Here is a 17,593-nt window from a genome sequence, read left to right on the forward strand (position 1 = left end):
TCAGTTCTCCTTGAAGGGGAAGCCCAGCTGCTTGAGCAGCGCCCGGGCCTCCTGATCGTTCTTGGTGGAGGTCACCACGGTGATATCCATACCACGCTGGTGATCGATCTGATCAGGATCGATCTCGTGGAACATGGACTGCTCCGTGAGACCGAAGTTGTAGTTGCCCTGGCCGTCGAACTGACGGTCGCTGATGCCGCGGAAGTCGCGGATGCGGGGCAGGGCCAGGGTCAGCAGACGATCCAGGAACTCCCACATGCGCACGCCGCGCAGGGTGGCGAAGGCGCCGATGGCCTGTCCCTCGCGCAGGTGGAACTGCGCCACGGACTTCTTGGCCTTGGTGATCTTGGGCTTCTGGCCGGTGATGGCCGTCAGGTCCTTGACCGCACCCTCGATCAGCTTGGAGTCGCGTGCCGCGGCCCCCACGCCCATGGAGACCACGACCTTTTCGATCCTGGGCACCTGCATGGGGTTGGAGAACTTGAACTCCTTCTCCAGCTCGGGCACGATGCTCTCGCGGTACTGCTGCAGCAAACGAGGGACTGCCGGTGCTTCAACGGTGGTATCGCTCATGACAGCTCCTTGCCTGACTTCTTGGCGAAGCGGGTGCGCACGACCTTGACCTTGCCGTCACGCGCCTCCTCCTTGATGTTTACGCCGATGCGAGTCGGCTTCTTGGTCTCCGGGTCGATGACCATCACGTTTGAGCGATGGATGGGCGCCTCGGTCGGGACGATGCCCGACTCCTGACCCTGCTGGGTGGCGCGCACATGCTTCTTGACGATCTGAATACCCTCGACGATCAGACGGTCATTGGGCAGAATCCGCAGAACCTTGCCCTCCTTGCCGCGATCCTTGCCGCGGATGACCTTGACCTGGTCGCCTGTCTTGATCTTGGCTACCACTTCAGATCACCTCCGGTGCCAGGGACACGATCTTCATGAAGCGCTTATCGCGCAGCTCACGACCGACCGGTCCGAAGATACGAGTGCCGCGGGGCTCACGGCCGGTGCCGAGGATGACCGCCGCGTTCTCGTCGAACTTGATGTAGGAGCCGTCATGACGACGATGCTCCTTGACCGTGCGGACGACGACCGCCTTGACGACCTCGCCCTTCTTGACCGACCCGCCGGGAATGGCATCCTTGACGGTGGCGACGATCACATCGCCAATGCCGGCATAGCGTCGCTTCGACCCGCCGAGCACGCGGATGGCCAGGATCTCCTTGGCACCCGTGTTGTCGGCGACCTGAAGCCGCGATTCCTGCTGAATCATTGATTCTCCTTAGCCGCGCTGGTTCTCCGCAGACACCCCGCACCAGGGCGGGATGAAATGCGGAGCCTGGCCGAACTTGTTACTTGGCGCGCTCGACGATGGAGTCGAGACGCCAGCGCTTGGTCTTGCTCAGAGGACGGGTCTCCATGATACTCACGAAGTCGCCCACATGGGCCTCGTTCTTCTCATCATGGGCCTTGACCTTGCGGTTGCTGCGGACGACCTTGCCGTACAGGGGGTGGGTCGAACGCTGCTCCAGCTCTACGGTGATGGTCTTGTCCATCTTGTCGGACACGACGTAGCCGCTGCGAACCTTGCGGAAGTTGCGCTCCTGCTTGTCAGCCATGCTTACTTCTCCTCAGCTTTGCTCTCGGCCTTTGCTTCGGCGGGCTCCTGGCTGATGCCCAGCTCGCGCTCACGCAGGACGGTGTACATCCTGGCGATGTCGTGCTTGACGGCCTTGAGGCGGGAGGTGTTCTCCAGCTGACCGGTGGCCGACTGGAAGCGCAGGTTGAACAGCTCTTCCTTGGACTTCTTCAGGAAATCCTCGATCTCCGCATTGGTCTTTTCATTCAGATTCTTGATGGAATACTCGGCTGTTCCGACTGACATCAGATGTCACCGCCTTCACGTGCAATAATCCGGCACTTCATGGGAAGCTTGTCAGTAGCGCGGCGAAGGGCCTCGCGGGCCACATCCTCGCTCACGCCGCCGATCTCGAAGAGCACCCGGCCGGGACGGACGTTGGCCACCCAGAACTCGGGCGCACCCTTGCCGGAGCCCATTCGGGATCCCAGAGCGTGCTTGGTCAGGGGGCGATCCGGGAAGACCGTGATCCAGACGCGGCCACCACGCTTGATGTACCGTGTCATGGCGATACGGGCCGCCTCGATCTGCCGGTTGGTCAGGTAGGCCGGAGCCAGGGCCTGAATGCCGTAATCGCCGAAAGCGATCTCGTTGCCGCCCTTGGACATGCCCGAACGACCCGGACGATGCTGCTTGCGGTATTTAGTCCTCTTTGGGATAAGCACGGCTCACTCCTTTGCTTCGGTTGCGACGGGGGCCGAGGCGGTCTGCTCCTGAGCCGCCGCCGGCGGCGCGGCCACACCGCTGTTCTGCCTGGCTGCATCCTGCTCGCGGCGGGTGCGTCCCTCGGAGGGACGGACGCCACGACGGGGACGACGATCGCCACGCCGACCAGGGCGGTTGTTCTGCTGAGCCTGCTGCTCCTCGAACTGACGCTCGGTCATGTCGCCCTTGTAGATCCAGACCTTGACGCCGATGCGGCCGTAGGTGGTCCTGGCCTCGAAGAAGCCGTAATCGATCAGGGCGCGGAGCGTCTGCAGGGGCACACGACCCTCACGGTAGAACTCCGAACGGCTCATCTCGGCTCCGCCCAGGCGGCCGGACAGCTTGATCCTGATGCCCTTGGCACCGGCCCGCATGGCATCCTGCTGAGCCTTGCGCATGGCCCGGCGGAAGGTGACGCGGTTGGTCAGCTGCTCGGCGATCCCCTGAGCAACAAGCTGGGCATCGATGGAGGCGTTCTTGACCTCGAAGATGTTCAGCTGGACCTGCTTGCCGGTGATCTTCTCCAGCTTGGCGCGCACGCGCTCGGCCTCGGCGCCGCGACGGCCGATGACGATGCCCGGCCGGGCGGTGTGGATGTCGACGCGCACACGGTCGCGGGTCCGCTCGATGACGATCTTGGAGACGCCTGCGCGTTCCAGATCCTTGTTCATCTCCTTGCGGATCTTGTCGTCCTCAAGAACGAAGTCGCTGTAACGCTCCCCCGCCTTGTTGGAGTCGGAGTACCACTTGCTGCGGTGCTCCTCGGTGATGCCGAGTCGGTACCCAAACGGGTTGATCTTCTGCCCCATTATCGGGCTCCTTCCTTGTCGGCCACCACGACGGTGATGTGGCTGGTCCGCTTGTTGATGCGGGCCGCACGACCTTGGGCGCGGGCGCGGAACCGCCTCAGGGTGGTGCCCTCGTCCACGTAGGTCTCACGAACCATCAGCTCGTTCTCGCGGAAGGGCTGGTTGGCCTTGTCCGCCTTGACACGCGCGTTGGCGATGGCGCTCTCCAGGCACTTGCGGACCGGAACGGCCGCATCCTGGGGGGCGAACTTCAGAATGGTCACGGCCTCGGTCGCCTGCTTGCCTCGGATGAGGTCGACGACGCGGCGAGCCTTGCGAGGCGTCACGCGAACGTGACGTGCAATTGCCTTAGCTTCCATGTGTCTCTACTCTCCCTCGCCTCAGCGGCGTGCTTTCTTGTCGTCCTTCACGTGACCCCTGAAGGTCCTGGTGGGGGCGAATTCGCCGAGCTTGTGGCCGACCATGGCCTCGGTGACGAAGACCGGGACATGCTTGCGGCCATCGTGCACAGCGAAAGTGTGCCCGATGAAGTCCGGGGTGATCATGGAACGACGGGACCAGGTCTTGATGACGTTCTTGGTGCCCTTCTCGTTCTGCTCGTCGACTTTCTTCTGCAAGTGGGCGTCGACGAATGGGCCCTTCTTGATGCTACGAGTCATCTTTCCGACACTCCCTTACTTGCGGTTCTTACCATTTGGACGACGACGCACGATCATCTTGTTGGAGGCCTTCTTGGGCCTGCGGGTGCGAACCTCGCCCTTGCCCCAGGGAGACACTGGCGGCTTGCCGCCACGAGTGCGTCCGCCATGCGGGTGGTCGACCGGGTTCATGGATTCACCGCGGGTGATGGGCCTGCGTCCCATCCAGCGGGCACGTCCTGCCTTGCCGAGCTGGACGTTGGCGTGGTCGTTGTTGCCGACCTCGCCCACGGTTGCACGGCAGCGGGAGTCGACATTGCGGATCTCGCCGGAGGGCATACGCAGCTGGGCGTAGGCCCCGTCCTTGGCCACCAGCTGGACGGCAGCACCGGCCGAGCGGGCGATCTTGGCACCGCCCAGGGGCCGCAGCTCAATGGCGTGGACGATGGTGCCGGTCGGGATGTTGCGCAGAGGCAGGTTGTTGCCGGGCTTGATATCGGCCTGGGGGCCGGTCTCGATGACGTCACCCTGCTTGATGCCCTGCGGGGCGATGATGTAGCGCTTCTCGCCGTCTGCGAAGTGCAGAAGGGCAATGCGGGCCGAACGGTTGGGATCGTATTCGATCTCAGCCACCTTGGCTGGCACGCCGTCCTTGTCCCAGCGGCGGAAGTCGATGAGACGGTACTGGCGCTTGTGCCCGCCGCCGCGGTGGCGGCTGGTGACGCGGCCATAGGAGTTGCGTCCGCCGGTCTTGCTCAGCTTGCGAACCAGCGACTTCTCGGGCTTGGAGCGCGTGATTTCGGCGAAGTCCGAAACCGAGGCGTTGCGACGGCCCGCGGTCGTCGGCTTGTATGTACGGATAGCCATAATCTAGTTCTTCCTTAACTTTTCTCGGCTAGCCTTCAGTTGTTGGTACCGAAGACATCGATCGACTGGCCCTCGGCCACCTTGACGATGGCGCGCTTCTCGGCGGCGCGGCGACCCCAGCCCGTACGGGTCCGGGTCCGCTTGCCCTGACGATTGAGGGTGTTGACCGATGTGACCTTCACATTGAAGATCTGCTCGATGGCCTGCTTGATGGCGACCTTGTTGGCATCAGGGTCCACCACGAATGTGTACTGGCCGCGGTCCGAGTTGGCGTAGCTCTTCTCGGAGACGACCGGACGCAGAATGATGTCGTGCGCTGGCTTGTGAATAGCTGCCATGAAAATCAGGCCTCCTTGACGGTCTCGGACTTGGCGCCGCCCTTGACAGCCAGGAAGGCGTCGAAGCCATCCTTGCTGAAGACGACATCCTCGGCCGTGACCACATCGTAGGTGTTGAGCTGATCGGCGAAGAGGACATGGACGGTGGGCAGGTTCCTGACGGAGAGCCACTCGTTGATGTTCTCACGGGACAGCACGACGGTGGTGAATCTGTTGTCGACCAGGGGCAGCAGGGCTGCCTTGGCGGCCTTGGTGGACGGGGTCTCGCCAATGCCGAAATCGACCACGTGCACGCGTCCGGCGTTGACCCGGTCGGACAGGACGTAGCGCAGGGCTGCGGCCTTCATCTTCTTGGGGGTGCGCTGGGAGTAGTCGCGCGGCTGGGGGCCGTGGACAATGGCGCCACCGGTCCACTGGGGAGCGCGGATGGAGCCCTGACGAGCACGACCGGTGCCCTTCTGCTTCCAAGGCTTGCGGCCGCCGCCGGAGACGGTGGACCGGGTCTTGACCGAGTGCGTGCCCTGGCGGGCAGCAGCCAGCTGGGCGACGACCACCTGATGGATCAGCGGCACATGCGAGCGGACATCCTCCTCGGCAATGCCGAAGATCTGCTCGGGCGCATCCACGGTCCCGGTGTTCTTGCCCTGGGCGTCGGTGATGTTCAGAGTCAACTTAGCCATGGTTTCAGGCTCCCTTCACTGCCGAACGAACCAGGACGATGGCGCCGCGGGGCCCGGGCAGGGCACCCTTGATGGCGATGACGCCCTTCTCGGCATCTGCGGAGACGATGGTCAGGTTCTGGACGGTCGAGGTGTCATGACCCATGCGGCCGGCCATCCGCTTGCCCTTGAGGATGCGGCTGGGCGTTGCGCAGGCGCCCACTGAACCGGGGCGGCGCTCGTTCTTGTGCGAGCCGTGGGTGCGGCGGTAGGACTTGAAGCCCCAGCGCTTGATGGTGCCTGCAAAGCCCTTGCCCTTGGTGGTGCCGGTCACATCGACCTCGCTGCCCTCGGGCAGCAGGTCCAGGCCCAGCTCCTGGCCGGGCTGGTAGCTGTCAGCATCGGCGGTGCGGACCTCGACCAGGTGACGACGCGGGGTCACTCCGGCCTTGGCGAAGTGGCCAGCCAGCGGCTTGGTCACCTTGGTGGGGTCGATCTGCCCGTAGCCGATCTGGATGGCCTGGTAGCCGTCCTTCTCCTGGTTCTTGACCGCGGTCACCACGTTGGTGGACACGTCCACCAGGGTCACCGGGACGAAGAAGCCGTTCTCGTCCCAGACCTGGGACATGCCCAGCTTGCGGCCCAGGAGAGCCTTGCGGTTCCTCTGCTCTTCAGCCATGCGGTTTCCTCCTCCCCTACAGCTTGATCTCAATGTTGACGTCCGCCGGCAGATCGATGTGCATCAGCGAATCCACAGCCTTGGGCGTGGGATCCACGATGTCGATCAGGCGCTTGTGGGTGCGCATCTCGAAGTGCTCGCGGGAGTCCTTGTACTTATGAGGAGAACGGATGACGACATACACGTTCTTCTCAGTCGGCAGCGGAACGGGGCCAACCACAGTTGCGCCCGCGTTCGTCACCGTCTCGACGATCTTCTTCGCCGATTGGTCGATGACCTCATGGTCATAGGACTTTAGCCTGATGCGGATTTTCTGTCCCGCCATTGCCGTCCGCCCTTTCTAGCGATCTATGAACTGATTACCCAGTCTGTTTCGAGGGCACGGAACGACGGCCGCAAGGAGACATTCCTCCCGACAGGCCTCAGCCGGATCCATGCGCAGCCGTGGAGAATCCCGTGGGGATGGGACTCCTCGCTGCACCCGCTATTGTGATTGACAAAATGCGAGCCCAAAACAGGCAACTTTCTTATTAAAGCACGAGGGTTCCCCTAGAAGAATCCGGGCGTGTCGCACCGATTCCTGGGGAACCCTCGACTCGATTATGGCCCTGTCAGGCCCGCTGGGAGGCCTCCTGGACCACACCCTCACCCTGGCGGGCAACCCTCATCCGGCGGCCCTCCTCCTGGCTGACCCCGTAGTAGGCTGCCACGGCGATGTCCTTCATGTCCTCAATCAGCGGAATGCGGGGGTTGGCCGGCGTGCACTGGTCCTCATAGGCGCGCATGCCGATCTGATCCAGGGACTGCCAGTAGAGGTCCTCGTCCACTCCGGCTGCCTGGAAGGAGGCATCCATGCCCAGGCGCTCGTCCCTGTAGGATTCCACAGCACGGGCCAAGAGCTCCACGCCCTCCTCTGGTGCAGCGGATTCGATGCCCAGCACATGGGCCATCTGCCTGTAGCGCTCCGGGGCCACATACTCGCTGTACTTGGGCCAGCTGGTAGGCTCGTCCGGGACCCGTCCGTTGTAGCGGATCACATAGGGCAGGAGGATGGAGTTGGCCCGCCCATGGGCCACATGGCAGAGGGCTCCGATGGTGTGCGCCATGCCGTGGCACATGCCCAGGAAGGCCGAGCCGAAGGCCATGCCGGCCATGGTTGCCGCATTGTGCATCTTCTCCTGGGCCCGCACCTTGGCCTCGCCGCCGGCGGTGCCCACGGCAGGCTCCAGGTTGTCCCAGATCAGCTTGGCCGCATGCAGGGCCATGGCGTCGGTGTAGTCATTGGCGTAGACCGAGACGAAGGCCTCCATGCAGTGGGTCAGGGCATCGAAGCCCGAGTCGCAGGCCAGCTGCTTGGGCTGGGTGCGGGCCAGAACCGGATCCGCGATGGCCACGCTGGGGGTCAGGGCGTAGTCGGTGATGGGGTACTTGTATCCGGTCTTATGGTCGGTGATGACCGCGAATGGGGTGACCTCCGAACCCGTGCCCGAGGAGGTGGGAATGCAGACCAGCCTGGCCTTGGTGCCCAGGGGCGGAATCTTGAAGGCCCGCTTGCGGATGTCGAAGAACTTCTCGCGAACATCGGCAAAGGAGATCTCCGGATGCTCATAGAGCAGCCACATGATCTTGGCCGCGTCCATGGGGCTGCCGCCGCCCACGGCGATGATGGTGTCGGGGCCGAACTCTTCGCGCATCATGGCCGCACCGCGCTCCACCGTCTCGACGCTGGGCTCCGGCTCCACATAGTCGATGATGCGGAAGGTGACCGGCTCGGGCCGGGCCCGCAGCTGATCGATGATCTTGTCGACGATCCCCAGCTGCTCCATGACCTTGTCGCATACGATGACGGCCCGGCGGATGCCGAACATGTCGCGCAGGTAGCGGACGGAGTTGGGCTCGAAGTAGGTCTTGGCCGGCACCTTGAACCACTGCATGTTGTTGTTCCTCCGCGCGATCCGCTTGATGTTGATCAGGTTGACCGCCTGGACGTTGCCCGAGACGGAATTGCCGCCGTAGGAGCCGCAGCCCAGGGTCAGGGAGGGGGCGATGGCATTGTAGATGTCACCGATGCCGCCCAGGGAGCTGGGCTGGTTCCAGACAATCCGGCAGGCGTGCATGCGCTGCCCGTACTCGCGCACCAGCCTCTCGTCATCGGTGTGGATGGCTGCCGTGTGCCCGGCGCCGTAGCGCAGCATCTGCTCGCAGAGGGCGAAGCCCTCTTCCTTGTTGCGGGCCTTGAGCACGGCCTGCACCGGAGCCAGCTTCTCCAAGGTCAGGGGTTCCACGGGGCCCACCTGGTCGCATTGGGCTGCCAGGATGGTCGCGTCCTCGGGGATCTCGAACCCGGCTTGACGGGCGATGAATTGTGGAGACTTGCCCGGAACCTCGGAGTTGAGCCTGGGAGCGGGAGCGTCGTCACCAGCATGGGCACGCACGCCGAACATGTACTCCTCCAGCTTGGCCTTCTCCTCGGGATTGACGAAGTAAGCCTTGCGCCGCTTCATCTCCTCGATCACCCGGTCATGCACATCCTGATGGGCGATGACGGCCTGCTCCGTGGCGCAGATCATGCCGTAGTCGAAATGCTTGGACAGGATCAGGTCGTTGACGGCCCGGGGAACGTTGACCCTGCGGTCCACATATGCCGGAGCATTGCCGGCTCCTACACCCAGGGCAGGCTTGCCCGAAGAGTAGGCGGCCTTGACCATGCCAGGACCGCCGGTGGCCAGTATGGTGGCCACGCCGGGGTGCTGCATGAGCGCGCCGGTGGCCTCGACTGAGGGGTGCTCGATCCACTGGATGCAATCGCGCGGAGCGCCCGCCTCGATGGCTGCGTCGCGGACGATCCGGGCCGCCTCCACCGAGCAGCGCTGGGCGTATGGGTGGAATCCGAAGACGATGGGACAGCGGGTCTTCAAAGCCAGCAGCGACTTGAAGATGGCAGTCGAGGTGGGATTGGTCACCGGGGTCACGCCGGCCACGACTCCCGCCGGCTCGGCCACCTCGATGATGCCGTCCACGTCGTTTTCGCTGATGATGCCCACGGTGCGCTGCTTGGCCAGATAATTGGTCACATGCTCGCAGGCGAAGATGTTCTTGGTGGCCTTGTCCTCCACCAGGCCGCGCCCGGTCTCCTCCACGGCCATCTGCGCCAGGGGAAGGTGCTTGTTCAGGGCCGCGATCGAGGCCTTGGCCACGATCCGATCGACATGCTCCTGGTCGAGCTCTTCAAAGGCGCGTAAAGCCGACTGCGCGCGGACGACCAGGGCATCAACCTCCCTGCGGGCCAGCTCACTGCTGTCGGGCTGGCCGCCTTCCCTGTCGGCTACCGGCTCCTTCACTTGATGGTCATGCTTCTGCTTCTGCGTTCCAGCCAAGATATTGGCCCTCCTCATGTTCCGCGAATACCGATGAGGGCCAGCAGAAAGTCTGAGGCGGTCTCAGACCGCGCCGGTCCACGAAAGGCATCCGTCATAACGTGACGAAAGTCACAATATAGACCAGAGGGGGCACTATTGAGCCCCCGGATGAGCGAACGTTCGCTTGAAGCGTGTCATGTGGGAATTCGTGGTTTTTCTGGTCATTTTCCGCACCCGAACGTGCGCTTTGACGTTCGCTTCAGACTGGGCCGTCCAGGTATGAACAGGCATGAATCCAGGCATGAAAAATCCCCAAGGTCCGGGGGAACCTCGGGGATGGAAGAAACTGCAGACGTCAGCGCTTGGAGAACTGCGGGGCGCGACGGGCCTTGTGCAGACCGGCCTTCTTGCGCTCCACCACGCGGGCGTCACGGGTCAGGAATCCGGCCTTCTTCAGGGCAGGACGGTTGGCGTCCCGGTCGATGGCGTTCAGGGCGCGTGCTACGCCCAGACGGACTGCGCCGGCCTGGCCGGTCACGCCGCCGCCCTCGACGCGCACAACCACGTCGAACTTGTTCTCAAGCTTGAGCAGCACGATAGGCGAGTTGACCTCGCGCTGGTGCAGCTTGCTGGGGAAGTACTCCTCCAGGGTGTGTCCGTTGATGCTCCACTTGCCAGAGCCCGGGATCAGACGGACGCGGGCGACTGCCTCCTTGCGGCGGCCGGTGCCGTAGCCCGGCTCGATGGCGGAGGTGCCGGTGCCTGCGCCGGCGTTGGTCTCGGAAGTGTAGGAAGCGCTGGTCTCCTCGGCCTCAAGAACCGCGGAGCTGTTGTTGTTGTCAGCCATGGTGATTATCTCCTCTGGTCCTACTTGGCCTGCTGGGCGACCTGATGGATCTTGTACTCAATGGGCTGCTGCGAGGTGTGAGGATGCTCCTCGCCTGCGAAGACCCGCAGCCTGGTCAGCTGGACCTTGGCCAGCTTGTTCTTGGGCAGCATGCCCTTGACCGCCGTCGTGATGATGCGCTCGGGGTTGTGCTCCATCAACTGCCCGTAGGAGTCGCGACGCAGACCGCCGGGGCGGCCGGAGTGGGTGTAGAGCACCTTGTCGTTCTTGTTGCCCGTCAGCACCATCTTGGACGCGTTGATGACGATGACGTTGTTGCCGGAGTCGGCGTATGGCGCATAGGTGGGCTTGTTCTTGCCGCGCAGCAGATCGGCCACCTGGGCTGCCAGACGCCCCAGCACCACACCGGAGGCATCGACGATATACCAGTCATGTGTCAGATCGGCTGGTTTCGGGGTGAAAGTCTTCACGATTCAACCTTTTCCTTGCATTGTGTTTCGGGCTCTCCGCGCCGCATGCTGCCATGCTGGCCGAAAGCCATGTATTCCGTGGGCTCCCTGAAAGTCCTAGACGGCGAGTGGGAAAAGCGCTTTGAGGACCCCTTAGGGAAACACAACAATCCATTATTGTAACGCCTGTGGGCCGTTCGTCAAAATTCGCGTCGGCACCTGTCTCAGCGCGAGGCAGCTGCCCGTGCCACCTGCCCGTCCGGGTCCTTGCGCAGGGCCTCAAGGGTCGCCTGCCCGGTGTTGGGATTCAGGGCCACGGCCCGGCGCACCATGGCGGCCAGCACATGGGGGGCGTCCTGCTCGTCGCGAGTGCCCAGAGCCCCGAGAAAGTCCAGGGTATCGGCATCGGTCCGATCGTCCTGGGCGCCCTCCAGGCGCATCTTCCAGGAGGTCATGGGGTTGGTCAGCGCAGCAGCCCTGACACCAGCGTCCTCGTCCTTGGTGAGCAGACCGACCAGCCAGTTCTTGTCATCCTTGTTGGCGGCCACCGCCCGTCGGACCTCAGGGCTGGAATCCTGGGAGAGCTTGACCAGAATGTTGGGAAATGGCATGGTCTGCGCCAGGTAGACCCTGTCCTCCACCGGCGTATGCTCATTGCCAGCCACTGCCTCCAGCAGTGCCGTGAAGCGCGAGAAGGCGGCCTGGTCGGACCTGTCGGGCAGGGGGCTGCGGGCGAATTCGTGCAGCTCGGCCGTATCCGTGGAATGCCTGAGCCTTTCATAGAAAACGGTCAGGGCCTCATGGGGCTTGCCGGCTGATGGGGATTCGGTGTCCGGCTGGTCCTGGGGATTGGTCATGCGGCCAGCTTAGGTCCTCTCCTTGATATCAGACCCGGCCCGGGATCCCCCTTAGCATGGAGATAGTGCAAGAACCGAGGAGACGACAGGCATAGGAGGCAAGCCGATTTGCTCACCATACTGGATACGCCGCAGAAACCGGCTACGGGTTCCCTTACCGAGCGGAAGTCCGAGTTCATCGGCCAGGCCTGCCATGTGGAGGACCAGCAGGCGGCCATGGCCTTCGTCCAAGAGGTCCGTTTACAGCACCCCAAGGCCCGGCACGTCTGCCACTGCGCGATCTGGGGACCGGAGGGCCGCACCAGCGAACGCATGAGCGATGACGGGGAGCCCTCCGGGACGGCCGGCAAGCCCATACTTGAGGTCATGCGTCGGCGGGGAGTGACCGACTGCGTCCTGACGGTGACCCGTTACTTCGGGGGGATCCTTCTCGGGTCAGGAGGGCTGATCCGGGCCTACTCCTCAGCAGCCTCCCTGGCGCTCAAGGCGGCAAAGCAGGCACGTGTGCTCCCGACCCAGCGATTCACGATCACCGTGGACTATCCAGAGTACGATCCTCTGCGCCGTCTGATCCGCACCTCCGGGGGGCACGTGGAGACCGAGGACTTCACTGATCAGGTCCGGCTGACCTACGACCTGGAGCCCGCAGCGGTGCCAGCCTTCCATGGTCGGCTGGACGACCTTCTGCAAGGCCGGGCAGAACCCAGCGCACTGGGCGAAGGCCAAAGACTTATTCCCCTGTCTGGGGACCAGGCTTCATCTACCACATGATCGGCGGGACGGGCCATGCAGCCATTGCCCAACTGTGATCTGCCCTGCCGGACAGGCTCACGCCAAGCATCTTCGGTCCGCCGCCTCACAGACTCGGACCTCCCCAGGCGGCACCTCCACAAAGTCTATGGGAATAAACACGGATATGGGAATAAACGTCTTTGACAATGAATCCCCAGTAATGAATAGGACCGGTGATCGTGCAGAATCAGCGATCACCGGTCATCTGGCGGAGACGAGGAGATTCGAACTCCTGGACCGCTTGCGCAGTCAACACCTTAGCAGGGTGCCCCTTTCGGCCACTCAGGCACGTCTCCATGCAGGCTCCCGATCCAAGGCCTTAGCCCCAGAGTTTTGGGAACAAAACAATAGATTACCATGATTGACCGACCTGACTCGCCGGCGCGACAGGATGCAATAAAGCACAGGACAGATTCGTTCATTTTCATGGATAAAAACCAGAATTGTGAATCTTTTCCAAGAATTTACGTTTGAGAATAATTTATCGCATGTTCCTCTGGGGCCCCTTTATATCATGGAGCCATGAGTACCGCACCAAGGCTTGCAGCCGCCAAGAAAGACTGGGGACATGACGAGACCGGCTGCACGGTGCTGCACATTGACATGGATGCCTTCTACGCCTCCTGCGAAGTCGCCCGACACCCTCAATTGCAGGGCCGGCCGGTCATCATCGGCACCGGACGGCGGTCGGTGGTCTCCGCGGCCAGCTATGAAGCCAGGGCTTTCGGCATCAACTCGGCCATGCCCCTGGCACGTGCCGAGCGTCTGTGCCCTCAAGGGGTGTTTCTCCCGGTCGACATGACCTATTACCGGAATATCTCACGAAGGATATTTGATACGGTTTTCTCACGAATTACTGATCAGATCGAGCAGGTCTCAGTAGATGAATGCTATATGGACGTGTCCGGGGCGCTCATGCGCTGGGGCATGCCCACAGCCATCGCCCGGTGGATTCGAGCCAGCGTGGCCCGACAATTCCACGTGACCTGCTCGGTGGGCATCGCCACCAACAAGCTGGTAGCCAAGATGGCCTCCACCAATGCCAAGCCCGACGGCATGCTGCTGATCCCCAAGGCCCGGCAGGCCGAGTTCGTCCAGCTGATGCCCCTGCGCGGCATCCCCGGCATCGGACCGGCCCTGGAGAAGCGGCTCAATGCCTGGGCCATCAAGGACGTGGCCGACCTGGCCACCATGAGCGAGCGGGATCTGACTCGGGCCACGGGCTCGAACCTTACCGCCAGGAAGCTGGCACAGGCCTCACACGGACTGGACGACGATCCGGTCCAGCCGCGAGCGCCGGAGAAATCCCTAGGCGCGGAACGCACCTTCCTGCACGACACGACCAGCATGAAGCAGGTCTGCGACCTCCTGCGCGTCTGCAGCGACGAAGTGGCCACCGGACTGCGATCGCACGACCTGATCGCCCGAACCATCACCGTCAAACTGCGCTTCGATGATCTGCGCTATATGACCAAGGCCCACACCCTGGAAACCCCGGTCAACTCAGCCAACCGCATCTATCCGCAAGCAGTCGGCCTGCTCAAGGCCATGCTGGGGCTGCCCGATGGCGTGCCCATGGACACACCCCTGCCCAGGCTGATCCGTCTGGCCGGCGTCAGCGCATCCGGCCTGAGCCGGGTGGAGGACACTCCCATCCAACCGTCCTTGGACGACATCATCCACGAGAGCAAACGCCGCACCGGCAGCGAGGCCCAGCGCCTGGATCAGGCAGAGGCCACCATGGACTCCATCAGGAACCGCTACGGCAAGGGCTCAGTCAGCATGGGCCTCTAAGCGGCGCTCCGCAGACGCCCCAAGGCCAGATCCAGCTGCTCGTCAGTGATGGTTGACGAGAACCGCAGATAGCGGCCATCCCCGTAGAACTCCCCCGGGCTGGCCAGGATCCCCAGACGGGACAGTTCAGCCATGTCTGCCCAGCAATCGCCCGAACGGGCTTGTGCCCAGATATAAAGGCCGCCTTGAGGCATGACGGCATCGTATCCGTAAGCTCCGAGAGCTTCAGTCAGCGCATGCAGGCGACGAGCATAGACATCGCGCTGGGCCGTCACGGCCTCGCCATCCTCCAGAGCGGCCCGCATGGCCCCTTGCACTGGACCTGGCACAATCAGTCCGACCTGCTTGCGGTAGGCGGTCATGGCCTTCACCAGTTGAGCATCGCCGGCCACCAGGGCAGCCCTGTATCCGGCCATGTTGGACTGCTTGCTCATTGAGTACAGGCACAGTATCCCGCTGGCATCGCCGCCACAGACTTGAGACTCCAAAATGCAGGGTGAGGCCTGGGCGGATCCTGACCAGTCCAGCAGGGCATAGCACTCGTCACTCAGGACCGTAGCCCCTATCGAACGGGCTGCCCGTACAATCGTCGCCAACCCGGCTCGGTCGATGACCCGTCCACTGGGGTTGCCCGGCGAATTGATCCATATGGCTCGCACGCCGGGCAGGTCCACCCATGAATCCGTATCAGCCGGATCATCCACGGTCGTCACCTGGGCCCCGGCCAGCTGGGTTCCGATGGCATAGGTGGGATAGGATACCCTCGGCTGCACCACCCGGTCCCCCGGCCCCAGATGCAGGAGGGAGGCCATGAGCGCCACCGACTCCTTGGATCCGACGGTGGGAACCAGGTCCGCTCCCAGGGCATCCAGATCGACCCCGCGGCAACGACGGAACCAGTCGGCCACGGCCTGTCTCAGAGGGCCATCACCGGCAGTTTTTGGATAGCCTCGTGCCTGGCCGTCATCCGCAGCCGCAGCCAAGGCCTCCCTGACCGACCTGGGCACAGGATCCACCGGTGAACCTACCGACAGGTCGACCAGGCCGCCGGGGCATTGCTCGGCACGCCGCCGATAGGGGTCGATCCTTGACCAGTCGTAGGGGGATTCGAAAGAGTGGAAACCCATGGTCCGCCTTTCTCCTATAAATAAGCCGCGGTGGGATGGCTCCCGTCCGCGGCTCGTCAGCTTGAATCGACTACTTGTTGGGCGGCAGGGCTGCCACACCCTCCGGATCGTGATCGTAGGGGCCGACCGCGGCAGCGCCGCCGGCATCCCCCACCTGGGCGAAGAAATCAGTCGCCGCGTCCTTGTACCAGGTCCACTCCTCGGGCAGATCATCCTCGTAGAAGATGGCCTCCACCGGGCAGACCGGCTCGCAGGCGCCGCAGTCCACGCACTCGTTGGGATTGATGTAGAGCGAACGGACGCCCTCGTAGATGCAGTCCACCGGGCATTCGTCCACGCAGGCCTTGTCCTTGACGTCCACGCAGGGCTGAGCGATGACGTAGGTCATGGGTTACCTCCTGAGTATGCGAGTATTCACTCTACACTGCAGCGCCGACGCTCCAGGTCAGTCCAGACCAGCCTGGGTGGCCTCGGATATCTTCCCGCTGAGCTGATGACGGCCGAGCAGGGAGTGCCGGTAGGAATAGCCGAAGTAGATGGCCAGTCCTGCAGCCAGCCAGACCACGAACCGGATCCAGGTCAGCACGGTCAGGTTGAGCATGAGCCAGAGGCAGGCCAGGGCGATCAGAATGGGAACCCAGGGGTTGCCGGGCATCTTGAAGGACCGGGGCAGGTCAGGCCGGCGCTTGCGCATGATGGGCAGGGAGATGGCCACCAGCAGGAAGGCCGAGAGCGTGCCGATGTTGACCATGTCGGACAAGACGTCTATGGGGAAGCAGGAGGCCACTACAGCCACCACAATGCCGCCCAGGATCTGAATGCGGGCCGGCGTGCCATGACGGCCGGTGCGGGACAGGGCACGCGGAAGAAGCCCGTCCCGGCTCATGGCGAAGACGATGCGGGTCAGCCCCAGCAGGAGCACCATGACCACGGTGGTCAGCCCCACCACGATGCCGAAGGAGATGATCTTGGCGGCCCAGGGAGCACCGACCATCTCGAAGCCTGTGGCCAGGGAGGGATTCTTGGCCTTGGCCAGATCCTTGTAGGAGACCATGCCGGTGGTGACGATGGCGACCAGGATGTACAGGGTGATGACGATCAGCATGCCCAGGCCGATTCCGCGGGGGATGGTCTTATGGGGCTCCTTGGCCTCCTCGGAGGTGGTGGCGACAATATCGAATCCCACGAAGGCGAAGAAGACCAGGGCCGCGCCTGAGAGGATGCCGGGGATACCGTAGATGGTGGGCTGCATGCCTGAGACCCACTGCCAGAGGGGCTGGCCCATGATTCCCGGCACGCTGGCCCCCGGAACGGCAGAAGCCGGCTCAGAAGGCGGGATGAAGGGCCGGTAGTTGTCCAATTTTACGTAGAAGAAGCCCACCACGATGACGAAGACCACGATGCCGATCTTGAGGACGGTCAAGGCGCCGTCGAACCGGGCTGAAAGCTTGGTGCCCAGGACCAGAAGGACCGTGAAGAGGGTGACGACCACCAGCGGGGCCAGGTCCACATCCAGGCCACCCAGATGGAAGCTGGAGCTGAAGGAGGTGCCGCCCATCAGATGGATGAAGTCGTTCAGGTAGACGCCCCAGTACTTGGAGATGACCGAGGCGGCCATGAGCATCTCCAGAATCAGGTCCCAGCCGATGATCCAAGCCACCAGTTCGCCCATGGTGTTGTAAGTGAAGGTGTAGGCCGAACCTGAAACCGGGATCATGGAGGCGAACTCCGCGTAGCACATGACGGCCGCCGCACAGACGATGCCTGCGATGACGAAGGAAATGATGACAGCCGGACCCGCATGGAAGGCCGCTGCCTGGGCCCCCACCGAGAAGATCCCCGCGCCCACGGCCACTGCGACGGCCATGATGGCCAGATCCCAGGTGGTCAGCGTCCGCTTGAGCGACCTGCCTTCCTCCCCGGTCTCTGCCAGGGTCTGTTCAACCGATTTCTTCCTGAATAGTTCCATCTTGCTCCCGACTCATGAGTCCCGCTCCGGCGAGTAATCATAGGATATGGTGCCATACAAAAC

Annotated in this window: 23 protein-coding genes and 1 tRNA gene; 2 read left to right on the top strand and 22 right to left on the bottom strand. The window is 63.1% G+C overall.

Annotation, left to right across the window (positions count from 1 at the left end):
- The 18 genes from rplE to ACUIAG_RS05080 all read right to left on the bottom strand — a co-directional run bounded on the left by rplE (window position 1) and on the right by ACUIAG_RS05080 (window position 11,848).
- Complete coding sequence (gene rplE / locus ACUIAG_RS04995; RefSeq protein ID WP_024626788.1) at window positions 1–573, bottom strand: 50S ribosomal protein L5; 573 nt, start codon at window positions 571–573, stop codon at window positions 1–3.
- Entirely contained in the window at window positions 570–905 is a 336-nt protein-coding gene (rplX, locus tag ACUIAG_RS05000) for a 50S ribosomal protein L24 (protein ID WP_015022348.1), read from the bottom strand. Before rplX ends, rplE begins: the two co-directional genes overlap by 4 nt.
- 1 nt (window position 906) lies before the next feature.
- Window positions 907–1,275, bottom strand: coding sequence for a 50S ribosomal protein L14 (rplN, locus tag ACUIAG_RS05005; RefSeq protein WP_015022349.1), 369 nt, complete (start codon window positions 1,273–1,275; stop codon window positions 907–909).
- A 79-nt stretch (window positions 1,276–1,354) separates the two neighbouring features.
- Window positions 1,355–1,621 (bottom strand): 30S ribosomal protein S17, encoded by a 267-nt coding sequence (rpsQ, locus tag ACUIAG_RS05010; RefSeq protein ID WP_015022350.1) that lies wholly within the window; start codon window positions 1,619–1,621, stop codon window positions 1,355–1,357.
- Window positions 1,622–1,623: 2 nt separating this feature from the next.
- Window positions 1,624–1,887, bottom strand: coding sequence for a 50S ribosomal protein L29 (gene rpmC / locus ACUIAG_RS05015; protein WP_015022351.1), 264 nt, complete (start codon window positions 1,885–1,887; stop codon window positions 1,624–1,626).
- Window positions 1,887–2,306, bottom strand: coding sequence for a 50S ribosomal protein L16 (rplP, locus tag ACUIAG_RS05020; RefSeq protein WP_015022352.1), 420 nt, complete (start codon window positions 2,304–2,306; stop codon window positions 1,887–1,889). Before rplP ends, rpmC begins: the two co-directional genes overlap by 1 nt.
- Before the next feature lie 3 nt (window positions 2,307–2,309).
- Window positions 2,310–3,155, bottom strand: a complete 846-nt coding sequence (rpsC, locus tag ACUIAG_RS05025) for a 30S ribosomal protein S3 (RefSeq protein WP_445339237.1) — start codon at window positions 3,153–3,155, stop codon at window positions 2,310–2,312.
- Window positions 3,155–3,514 carry a 50S ribosomal protein L22 gene (gene rplV, locus ACUIAG_RS05030; RefSeq protein WP_045924817.1) on the bottom strand — a complete coding sequence of 120 codons (360 nt, stop codon included), beginning with the start codon at window positions 3,512–3,514 and terminating at the stop codon, window positions 3,155–3,157. The genes rpsC and rplV overlap by 1 nt, the downstream gene beginning before the upstream one ends.
- A gap of 21 nt (window positions 3,515–3,535) precedes the next feature.
- Window positions 3,536–3,814, bottom strand: a complete 279-nt coding sequence (gene rpsS, locus ACUIAG_RS05035; RefSeq protein ID WP_015022355.1) for a 30S ribosomal protein S19 — start codon at window positions 3,812–3,814, stop codon at window positions 3,536–3,538.
- 15 nt (window positions 3,815–3,829) lie between these two features.
- On the bottom strand, window positions 3,830–4,660 hold the full coding sequence (rplB, locus tag ACUIAG_RS05040; RefSeq protein ID WP_015022356.1) for a 50S ribosomal protein L2: 831 nt from the start codon (window positions 4,658–4,660) through the stop codon (window positions 3,830–3,832).
- Window positions 4,661–4,695: 35 nt separating this feature from the next.
- The gene (rplW, locus tag ACUIAG_RS05045) at window positions 4,696–4,998 is read right to left on the bottom strand and encodes a 50S ribosomal protein L23 (protein WP_015022357.1); all 303 of its coding nucleotides are present in this window, start codon (window positions 4,996–4,998) and stop codon (window positions 4,696–4,698) included.
- A gap of 5 nt (window positions 4,999–5,003) precedes the next feature.
- On the bottom strand, window positions 5,004–5,678 hold the full coding sequence (gene rplD / locus ACUIAG_RS05050) for a 50S ribosomal protein L4 (protein WP_015022358.1): 675 nt from the start codon (window positions 5,676–5,678) through the stop codon (window positions 5,004–5,006).
- Window positions 5,679–5,682: 4 nt separating this feature from the next.
- Window positions 5,683–6,336, bottom strand: a complete 654-nt coding sequence (rplC, locus tag ACUIAG_RS05055; protein WP_015022359.1) for a 50S ribosomal protein L3 — start codon at window positions 6,334–6,336, stop codon at window positions 5,683–5,685.
- Window positions 6,337–6,352: 16 nt separating this feature from the next.
- Window positions 6,353–6,661 carry a 30S ribosomal protein S10 gene (gene rpsJ / locus ACUIAG_RS05060; RefSeq protein ID WP_006295278.1) on the bottom strand — a complete coding sequence of 103 codons (309 nt, stop codon included), beginning with the start codon at window positions 6,659–6,661 and terminating at the stop codon, window positions 6,353–6,355.
- Between the two features lie 286 nt (window positions 6,662–6,947).
- Window positions 6,948–9,677 carry a bifunctional acetaldehyde-CoA/alcohol dehydrogenase gene (gene adhE, locus ACUIAG_RS05065; RefSeq protein ID WP_445340375.1) on the bottom strand — a complete coding sequence of 910 codons (2,730 nt, stop codon included), beginning with the start codon at window positions 9,675–9,677 and terminating at the stop codon, window positions 6,948–6,950.
- A gap of 373 nt (window positions 9,678–10,050) precedes the next feature.
- Entirely contained in the window at window positions 10,051–10,542 is a 492-nt protein-coding gene (rpsI, locus tag ACUIAG_RS05070) for a 30S ribosomal protein S9 (RefSeq protein ID WP_015022361.1), read from the bottom strand.
- A 20-nt stretch (window positions 10,543–10,562) separates the two neighbouring features.
- Window positions 10,563–11,012, bottom strand: a complete 450-nt coding sequence (gene rplM / locus ACUIAG_RS05075) for a 50S ribosomal protein L13 (protein ID WP_024626794.1) — start codon at window positions 11,010–11,012, stop codon at window positions 10,563–10,565.
- 203 nt (window positions 11,013–11,215) lie between these two features.
- Window positions 11,216–11,848 carry an AbrB family transcriptional regulator gene (locus tag ACUIAG_RS05080; protein ID WP_045924818.1) on the bottom strand — a complete coding sequence of 211 codons (633 nt, stop codon included), beginning with the start codon at window positions 11,846–11,848 and terminating at the stop codon, window positions 11,216–11,218.
- A 108-nt stretch (window positions 11,849–11,956) separates the two neighbouring features.
- Between ACUIAG_RS05080 and ACUIAG_RS05085 the strand changes: the two genes are divergently transcribed.
- A complete protein-coding gene (locus tag ACUIAG_RS05085; protein WP_445339238.1) occupies window positions 11,957–12,619 on the top strand; it encodes an IMPACT family protein in 663 nt (220 codons plus the stop codon).
- A gap of 227 nt (window positions 12,620–12,846) precedes the next feature.
- Here the strand turns inward: ACUIAG_RS05085 and ACUIAG_RS05090 are convergent.
- Window positions 12,847–12,936 (bottom strand) — tRNA-Ser (locus ACUIAG_RS05090).
- 226 nt (window positions 12,937–13,162) lie between these two features.
- Here ACUIAG_RS05090 and dinB point away from each other — a divergent pair.
- Window positions 13,163–14,434, top strand: a complete 1,272-nt coding sequence (gene dinB / locus ACUIAG_RS05095) for a DNA polymerase IV (RefSeq protein ID WP_445339239.1) — start codon at window positions 13,163–13,165, stop codon at window positions 14,432–14,434.
- Here the strand turns inward: dinB and dapC are convergent.
- From dapC to ACUIAG_RS05110, 3 genes are all read right to left on the bottom strand, one after another.
- Window positions 14,431–15,561: a succinyldiaminopimelate transaminase gene (gene dapC, locus ACUIAG_RS05100; protein WP_445339240.1), complete on the bottom strand. Its 1,131-nt coding sequence runs from the start codon at window positions 15,559–15,561 to the stop codon at window positions 14,431–14,433. The genes dinB and dapC overlap by 4 nt on opposite strands.
- Window positions 15,562–15,631: 70 nt before the next feature.
- The gene (gene fdxA / locus ACUIAG_RS05105; RefSeq protein ID WP_015022367.1) at window positions 15,632–15,949 is read right to left on the bottom strand and encodes a ferredoxin; all 318 of its coding nucleotides are present in this window, start codon (window positions 15,947–15,949) and stop codon (window positions 15,632–15,634) included.
- Window positions 15,950–16,006: 57 nt separating this feature from the next.
- A complete protein-coding gene (locus tag ACUIAG_RS05110) occupies window positions 16,007–17,530 on the bottom strand; it encodes an amino acid permease (protein ID WP_445339241.1) in 1,524 nt (507 codons plus the stop codon).
- Window positions 17,531–17,593: the final 63 nt, after the last annotated feature.

The sequence above is a fragment of the Bifidobacterium sp. ESL0825 genome, from assembly GCF_052606465.1.